The 8,210-nt window shown below is 32.2% G+C and carries 7 protein-coding genes; all 7 read right to left on the bottom strand.

From position 1 onward, the window contains the following. Positions 1-599, bottom strand: a 599-nt coding sequence (locus CN514_RS15475) for an ABC transporter substrate-binding protein (protein ID WP_141529393.1), incomplete at its 3' end; no start/stop codon positions are given. A gap of 15 nt (positions 600-614) precedes the next feature. Continuing rightward, positions 615-1,445: a carbohydrate ABC transporter permease gene (locus CN514_RS15470; protein WP_098233357.1), complete on the bottom strand. Its 831-nt coding sequence runs from the start codon at positions 1,443-1,445 to the stop codon at positions 615-617. Continuing rightward, entirely contained in the window at positions 1,445-2,377 is a 933-nt protein-coding gene (locus CN514_RS15465; protein WP_098233359.1) for a carbohydrate ABC transporter permease, read from the bottom strand. The genes CN514_RS15470 and CN514_RS15465 overlap by 1 nt, the downstream gene beginning before the upstream one ends. Positions 2,378-2,498: 121 nt before the next feature. Next, positions 2,499-3,443 (bottom strand): DMT family transporter, encoded by a 945-nt coding sequence (locus CN514_RS15460; protein WP_098233356.1) that lies wholly within the window; start codon positions 3,441-3,443, stop codon positions 2,499-2,501. 165 nt (positions 3,444-3,608) lie between these two features. Then, the gene (locus tag CN514_RS15455; RefSeq protein WP_098233355.1) at positions 3,609-4,541 is read right to left on the bottom strand and encodes a C40 family peptidase; all 933 of its coding nucleotides are present in this window, start codon (positions 4,539-4,541) and stop codon (positions 3,609-3,611) included. A 334-nt stretch (positions 4,542-4,875) separates the two neighbouring features. Beyond that, on the bottom strand, positions 4,876-7,197 hold the full coding sequence (locus CN514_RS15450) for an L-type lectin-domain containing protein (RefSeq protein ID WP_098233354.1): 2,322 nt from the start codon (positions 7,195-7,197) through the stop codon (positions 4,876-4,878). After that, positions 7,194-8,201 carry a WxLIP family cell surface protein gene (locus CN514_RS15445; protein ID WP_098233353.1) on the bottom strand — a complete coding sequence of 336 codons (1,008 nt, stop codon included), beginning with the start codon at positions 8,199-8,201 and terminating at the stop codon, positions 7,194-7,196. Before CN514_RS15445 ends, CN514_RS15450 begins: the two co-directional genes overlap by 4 nt. Positions 8,202-8,210: the final 9 nt, after the last annotated feature.

Here is an 8,210-nt window from a genome sequence, read left to right as displayed (position 1 = left end):
TGAATTCCTAAAATCCACCACTCACCATATCCAACTGAGAACGGCGTAATGCCAGCGTCTTTTAATTTTTTTGCTGTTGCCTCTAATTCAGTTAATGTTTTTGGCAATTGTGTAATACCAGCTTTATCAAATAAATCTTTATTGTAAATGAAGCCATAGCCTTCCGTGTTCATAGGCATTCCGAGTAATTTTCCATCAACTGTCATCGGTTTTTCAGTTTCCGGATATAAATCCTTCACCCAATCTTGATCCGACAAGTCCTCGAGTTTGTCCTTCCAAGTAACGGCCTCTTGGTATCCCCCATTATTGAAAATATCTGGTTCATTTCCTGATGCAAATTGAGCTTTCAATGCTGCTCCATAATCTGCACCACCACCTACTGTTTGAACCTTTACCGTTACATTTTTATTTTCCTTTTCATATTCCTTTGTTAAAGCCTCTAGATCTTTTGCAATTTCAGCTTTAAATTGAAAAATATTTAATGTAATTTTTTCATTAGCACCAGGCTTTTTTGTTTCTTCTTTGTTATTATTACATCCAGTAAACAACAACATACTAGTTGATAAAACGGCAATCGACTTAAATAATTTTTTATTCATATGATTCTCCTTAACTTACTTTATTGAGCCACTTGTAATACCTCGGATAATTTGTTTTTGGGCAGCGAAGAAAAAGATCAATAATGGTGTAATGCCTAAAACTAATCCAGCAAGTGCTAAATTCCATTGTTTCGTATACGCACCAAAAAAATAAAAAGTAGCCAGTGGTATCGTGCGTAGCTCTTCATCACGCAAAACTAGAGATGGTAACAAGAAATCATTCCAAATCCATAAAGTATTCAATATAACAATTGTTACGGTGATCGGTTTTAATAAAGGAAACACCACTTTCCAAAAAACCATATATGGTGAACATCCATCAATAATTGCCGCTTCTTCAAGTTCAATTGGAATTCCTTTTATAAAACCGTGATAGAGAAAAATTGAAAGTGCTGAGCCAAACGCTAAATACATCACAACAAGTCCATAATGACTATTCATTAAATGAAGTGTACTTCCAACTTTAACAAGTGGAATCATAATTGATTGAAAAGGAATGACCATTGTTGCAACAAAAATAAAGAAAATAACCGTTGAAATTTTATGCCTTGTGCGAACGAGTTTATAAGCTGCCATTGAGCAAAATAAAACGATTAACACATTACTAGCTACGGTTACAATCAAAGAATTCAATAAAGCCCTCCAGAAATCCATGACGGCAATCGCTTGTGAGTAATTTGTAAAATCTAATGATTTTGGTAGCGATGATGTATTTTGCAAAATATCTGCAAAGGATTTAAACGAGTTTCCTAATACATAGTAGAAAGGGACAAGGAAAAATATCGCTAAAATAATCCCAAATAGCTCAAGCAAAAACGTCAGTCCGGTATAGCGTTCATTTTCCACTATGCTTCAACCTCCCTTTTCTTCGTTAAATAAACTTGGAGAATTGAAATAGCTGCGACAACGACGAAGAAGACTATTGCTTTTGCTTCCCCTAATCCGTATCGATTGTTTACAAATGCTTCTGTATAAATGTTTAGCGCAAGCATTTCCGTCGATTTAAATGGTCCACCACCAGTAAGTGATAAATTTTGGTCAAATACTTTAAACGACCATGAGATTGTTAAAAATAAACATACAGTTACAGCTGGTGCTACCATTGGAATGATGATTTTCCTTAAAGTTGTAAAACGATCTGCGCCGTCAACTTGAGCTGCTTCAATCAATTCTTGAGGTACTCCTTGGAGTGCCGCTACATAAATAATCATGATATATCCTGCACCTTGCCAGATGGCTACAATAATAATTGCCCAAAACGCGCCATTTGCAGTACCTAATAATGACTGCATTAAGGAATCGATTCCAAGCGCAGCTCCTAATGAAGTGAGACCTTTATTAAAAATGAATTGCCAAATAAAACCGAGTAATAAACCACCTATTAAGTTAGGTAAAAAGAAAATCGTCCTAAGAACATTTCTTGATTTAAGCCCCTTAGTAACTAATAGAGCTAAGCCAAAGCCAATCAAATTCGTTAAGATTACAGCAAAAAACGTATACTTTGTGGTAATAATAAAAGACTGTTTAAAGTCTGCATCTTGCGTAAATATGTACTTATAATTATCAAAACCGACATAATGAATATTTCCAACTACCCCATTCCAGTTTGTAAAGGAATAATACAAACCCATTAAAAATGGAATAAGCACTAAGGCTGCAAATACTAGAAAGGCTGGACCAACAAATACGATAAAACTTCCACTATTTCTACGTTTCTTTCGATAGGAGACCTTAAAGTCAGTAGCATCATCTACAGCTGTTTCAACTTCTTTATTCATTGCTTTATCAAACTTTGACAACTATGTACCTCCCTTTTTCATAACGATCTACAAAAAAAAGCAACTCCACCTTATTATTAAAAAGTAGAGTTGCTTTTATACGAGATGCATTCTATTCGAGTCAAGACGCACTCTTCATAGGAGTGCTTCGTTGATCCTTTTGATAATTCACAATAATAATACCTGACGTAACCATAATTAATCCAATAAATACAAGATAAGATAACACTTCATTCAGCATGATTGATGATAAAATCACACCAAAAACAGGAACTAAGAATAAGTACATTGATACTTTTCCAACTTGGTTATATTTCATGACATTGTTCCACAGTATGAAACCTACAGATGAAAGCACCGATAAATAAACTAACATGCCAAACGTTTTTAAATCAAAGTGGAACGGTAAAAATCCTGTTGTTAATCCACCTATTAATAACAATCCAATCGAACCGATCATCATTTGATATGCCGTTAAATAGGCAACATCCACTTTCTTTGCAGCTTCCTTAGCAAGTACATTACCATAGCCACCAAACGCCATTGCAAACAATAATAAAATCTCGCCAATTCCTAAATGTAAAGAAAGAGTGCCTTTTGTAATATTTACGATAATAACACCCGCAAACCCTACCGTTACACCAAGAATCTTACGCAAGTTTAAACGATCATTTTTATACATAAAATGCGCTGCTAAAAGTTGAAAAAACGAAGTAGTTCCAGCAATAATCGAGCCTTGAACGCCCGTTGAAAAACTCAATCCAATATAAAACAACACATATTGTAAAAACGTTTGAAACAAACCTACTTTTCCAACTACAAAAAAAGTATCTCGCTTAAAAGTTAACTTTCTACCAATTATCGTAAAAAATATTAAAATTAAAAATGAGGCCAAAAAGAAACGATAACCCGCAAAAATCATTTGTTTCCAAAGCTCATTCTTCTCAATATGCAAGTGCTCATAACTTAGCTTAATAAACGGAAATGCGCTTCCCCATAAAAAAGTTGTAATAACCGCTGATGCAATCACTCCCAAAGGATGTGTAAAAAATCTCTTTGCAGACATTGTTTCCCTCCATAAGCCTTTTTCTCTCTATAGAATACAGTTTATTCTATCATCTATGGGACATTCCTACTATTGGTTTGATTTTGCGAAAGCCCTTATGTTTAAGACAATTGTTGGAATTCTTTATAAAAGTAATTTATGAGGATAAAACTTTGTAAAAATTATTTATGATTTAATTCGCTTATACCCTAAAAAATGCTTTTTCCAATAAGAGTCATTAATATTAGAAATCGTTACGCCAGTACTACTACCTGCTTGAATAAATTCATTTTTATTTAACATGATGCCTATGTGTGATGGGCCATATGTATATGTGTTTTGAAAAAATATCAAATCACCTGGCTTTGAATTTGTCACTTTTTGGAATGAAGTATTATTGTACCAATAACCTGATACATTTGTTCTTCCATACGGCATACCATTTTCCTTAAGGACATAATAAATAAAACCACTGCAATCAAAACCCGTAGGAGATACTCCTGCCCACTTGTAAGGAACTCCTAAAAATTGTTTTGCAAAAGAAATCATATTTTGTTCATTACTAGTCGTAACGGTTGAATGTTCACTTTCTTTTTCAGTATATACTGCACTAATATAAGCAATTTTTCCTTTATAGTTTATCTTGTGCCAACCATTTGAAGTTGAAATAACTTCTACCTTTTGCTTCTTAGTCGCACTACCTATTATATTGTAATTCGTTCCACCACCTGTACGAATATTTACTCTGTTCCCTGTTACAATATAATTAATCCTATTGATTAAAGGTTTTTCATCTTCATTGTTCTTTTGTTTCTGAACATAATTGCCGCTTATGTAACCAATTCTTCCTTTATAAATAATCTTATACCAATCATTTGAGAAAGATTTGACATCTAATTTAGCATTCTTATTTACACTACCTAAAATACTATAATTCGTTCCTGCCCCTGAACGAATACGTACTCCGTTACCTGTTGAAATATAATGACCCTCGTATGAGACCAATACTTTAGGTTGACTTGTGTTAGTACTTTCTGCATCCGCTTCTAATAGATCCATAGAATTAATACATGAAACAGATCCTATGATTGCAATTGATTGTATAATTTTTTTTTTCAAAATCTCCACCAGCTTTTTATTTTTATTTATATTTGCTATACTTTTTCAAATTAAACTAGATGAACTCATTATTAATAAGTCTTTAATGTAGTAACAAATATGTATTTAATGTGCTTACTGTATAAATATCGGTTTGATGCTTAAAATTCTTTAATAAATTCCATTTTAATTTTAATGAATATCTCTATGAATAAATTTTCAAAGTTGAAATTTTTATTTCTATTTAGACACTGAATGTTTTTAACTTTTATATAAGATAATGGAATTTATTTAAACAACAAAAAGAGCCCTAATCATTAGTTCGGGCTCTTTTACAAGCTTTACCACGTTATTTTTAAGGAGCATCGACTAAGGTCCAATCTATTTTTCCACTATAATTCCCAGCATGTACAGAAGGATTAATTTTTAATAACAGTCCTTGATTTGATTGCCAATTTACCGAAATGTTTTTTTGACTTTTTGTCTCAATCTCAAAGACGCTCATCGGTACTCCTAGCTTCATTATCGTCTCTATTCCTTTGTCATCAATAAAAATTAATGCGTCGTTCAAGAGCTGCCCCTCATCATTTAAAAATTCTTCTGTTAAAGTGGCAGTCATTCGCCACCTGGAATCAGAACCACGAGAATCTTTTACATTTATTATCCAATCATCATTCCGCTTTGAAATAGTGGTTTTATTTGAGATCTTAACCGTTTCGAAACTAACATTATTTGATACTGTTTCAAACCTCAAATCACCTGAAACATTTAAAGTTAACTTTATTTGATTTGATCGATGATTTGAATCATCTATACTATAGACGGCAATCTCATGTGTACCAATCGAAAATTGTTCACTAGGAACTGTATATTGAAAATCAACATATTCGCCTTTATTAGATGTGTTTGATACGTTAGATGCAAATTTCACAGGAGCCTCATTATCTATTACATAGAATAAATCTACTTGTTCACTGTCTTGATCACTCCAGCTTCCATTTAGCGTAAAATGATCACCAAAATCCAATGGAATTTCATTATTAGCTTCATTTAAATAAATAGTTGGAGGACTTTCTACAACAATTTTTAATTCTTCCTGTGTAGAAATAACACCTTCCTCATCTTTTGCATAAACTTGGAAAGTATTTTCACCTAATTTTAAATTATCTGCTGATACTAAATAACTCCATTCTTGAGAAGTAGACGAGCCACCATTGTCTACGCTCTCAACATTCATTAAGTTCCCATTTATTACAAAGTACAGAGAATTTGTTTTACTATCTTCGTCTGACCATGTTCCTTTTACTTCATAATCTTCTCCTATACGTAAATGAATTGGTTCCGTATCATTCATTTTCACTATAGGAGCTTGATTTTTTTTAATGATAAATTGGCTTAATTCAGTATGCGCAATATAATTATCACCTTCAAAGGTGGATTCTTCAGAAACTAGCGTATCTTCTGTTACACTATTAACTTTTACTTTAAATTTTAGAGTTGCAAAATGATTGTTTGTATTTAAATTCGGAATGTTAACGGCTAATGATTTATCATTCCAGGTTTCATCATCTAGTTTAATATTATTACTTCCATTGCTAATTTCTAAAGTATTAGGAATATAGGTAACATAATTATTCAACAAGGTTTTCAATCTAATATTTTGCCAATCCTGTTTACCAGAAAGGTATTTTGCATTGATTGTATAAGTTAATTCTTCTCCTTTGGAAACGTAAGATTGATCTTCTACGACTGATCCATCAGACCTTGTAATTGTTTCACTTACATTTGCATCAACAAGTCCTGGTACACTATCAAAAGTTACTCGGTTTAATTCATATCGACTACCTGTAGAACCGGTAAATCCCCAATATACACTCGTTGATCCAAATACATCTTGTACATTTATTGGTACTACCACAGGATTTAGCCCTTCCAACTGATAGGTAAGCTTAGAATTAGAAGCATCCCATTTAATAGTAAATTTTCTCCATTTATCGTTTGATAAACCTCCCTGAACAAATTGGACACCTACATTTCCATCTACATTATTGTGCTTCATTGTTCTTCTATAATCTAAAAATATATTGTAATCTATATAGGTTTCAATTTTACCTGGGTAACTCCATGCGATGTGATTTCCTGCTGTTACATTTGTATCAAAATAACCATCAGAACCACTATTATTTATAAATGTATCAAACTCAATGGCAAAACTTTTTTGTATTCCATTAGTCTTTGAGGCTCCATTTGCTTGTCCTGCATATACTCCAAGGCCAGAGCCAGTATTAGGTGAAAGGGCATTCGTACCATTTGGATCGTTATGCATTACGAACGCCATACCGTCTCCAGCATTGGAACCTTGATTGCCAAAATACATATACATTGTAGAGCTAAAATCTTTCGTTAAATCCATTTTATTGTTTACAGTTGACCAAATACCCCCTTTTTGATAAGTGGTATTTGGTGTAATTTGAACAATGTTCCCTCCAATAACAGAACTATTCGAAACTGAAGGAGTCGTGAATATATTGTTTAAATTAATTTTTGAAGGAGGGTTATTTTCATTTGCGGCCTCAACTCGTTTAGTATTTAGCCACATAGCGCTTGGTATATTAATACAAAAAGTAACTATACATAATAAACTAATAACGTGAAATTTTTTAACCAATTTTTTCATGATTGATCGTCTTCTTTTTTCTTTTTTCTAAACCAAAATATAAGAACGATAACAATTAGAAACAGTAGGGCAATTCCTATATAGATAAGATAATTATTTTTTTCTAGCTCTACTGCTTGCTTATTTAATTCAGCATCATTCTCTTTAATTTCAAACATTTTATCAAATTCCCACACATGATTTTTATCTTTCGCAGTAATATACAAATGATATTTACCAGGCTTTAATTCTTGTTGATCCCAACTAATAGGAAAATCGAAATTGGAATTCGGAGCCATTGATAAGTTTTCTTTTTTACTTTTGTGTAGACTCTTTTTTTGCCCCTCTTTTGTAACGGTTGCTTCAATGTTTAAGTTATTAATAATCGTAGCCTCAGTATTTTGTATATTTGCTGTCACTACAGTTCGATAATTTAGTAAATCTGCTTTTACTTTATTTAATTTTAATTCAGGCTGTACGATAGCTTCTGTTTCAGAAAGCTTTACACCAATTACATATGAAAACTCATTTTTTACTTGTACATTACTCTGCTTCTTTATTTCTTGTTCATTGTTTATTTTACTAATATAAAAGCCACCTAAAATAATTCCATCAAATGACTTTTTAGGCATTTGAATTGTAAAAAACACTCTCTTTGTTTCTTTACCTTTTAATACAACTTTTTGTTTTTTTGAAATAATATCCGAAAATGCATACTTTAGAGACGAATCTTTTTTATAGTTATGTCGATTATAATCGATTACCCCGTTTTGATTCGTAATAGCTGTGTTTGGCTCGATCATTAATTCAATCGGATTATTTTCTTCATTTCGAACTGTTAAGGAAATTATTTGGCTCTTAGCTGGGGTCATTTTTAGATCAAAATATGAAACTTTATCATTCATTTGATTTTCAGGAATGTCAGCTTTAACCGAATAATTCATGGAACTAGCATAGGCTGAATTTAGATTTATAAAACTGATTCCAATAAATACAGCCATTAAAATAGAAAACCATTTTTTCATTCAATTCTA

The organism is Bacillus sp. AFS001701 (assembly GCF_002559405.1).
GTDB lineage: Bacteria > Bacillota > Bacilli > Bacillales > Bacillaceae_G > Gottfriedia.
The sequence above is the reverse complement of the archived record's forward strand: the minus strand, read 5'-3'. Positions and strand labels throughout refer to the sequence as shown.